The following is a 915-nucleotide window of genomic DNA, read 5'->3' as shown; positions in this document are numbered from 1 at the left end:
GATCAACGCGGGCCTGCTCGGCGCTGGCGCCTTTGCTGAAGGCAACTTTAACCGCGTGGTTGTGGCCAACATTGGCGAGATCAACGCCGGTGGCGCAGGCTTGCTCGGCGGCGTCAATGGCGACCGCAACCGCGTGCTGGTCGACAATGACGGCGACATTAACGCCGTCGGCATCGGCGCCGGCCTGTTTGTTGACGGTGATCGCAACCAGGGTCGCCTGATCAACACGGCGAGCATCGACAGCGGCGTGCTGGGCATGGCGGCGTTCGTCAACGGCGACCGCAATCAGGTTCTGGCGCTGAACACGGATACGGGGGTGGTCAACTCCATCGGCGCCGGCATGGCCGGCCATGTGGAGGGCAACCGCAACCGTACGCTGATGATCAACGATAGCGAGGTGAACGCGGCGCTGGCAGGCGTTGCGGCCTATGTCGACGGACATGGCAACAGCACGGTTCTGGCCAACAACGACGAGATCAACGCGGGCCTGCTCGGCGCTGGCGCCTTTGCGGACGGCAATTTCAACCGTGTGCTGGTCGCCAATAGCGGCGAGATTAACGCTGGCGGCGCCGGCCTGGTGGGTGGCGCCAACGGCTACCGCAACCGGGTGCGTGTCGACAATATCGGCCATATCGACGCCATTGGCGTCGGCGCCGGGCTGCTTATCGATGGTAACCGCAACACCGCCGTTGTGGTGAACGCAGGCCAGATCGACAGCGCCCTCGTTGGCATGGCGGCGTATGTCGATGGCGATCGCAACCGCGTCGCGCTCACCAATGAGGACATTGGCGTCGTCAACTCGCTTGGCGCTGGTCTCGCTGCCTGGGCCGAGGGCGACCGGAACCGCATCTTTGCCGTCAATGACGGCGCGGTGAACGCCGTGCTGGCGGGCGTCGGCGCCTATGCTGACGGTGA

The 915-nt window shown here is 65.0% G+C and carries 1 protein-coding gene; it reads left to right on the top strand.

Annotated features, from left to right (window positions below):
• The coding region (locus tag AC6A67_RS16095) for a hypothetical protein (protein WP_498037579.1) at positions 1 to 915 on the top strand (915 nt) is incomplete at both ends.

Source organism: Camelimonas sp. FR25 (assembly GCF_059740505.1).
The sequence above is the reverse complement of the archived record's forward strand: the minus strand, read 5'-3'. Positions and strand labels throughout refer to the sequence as shown.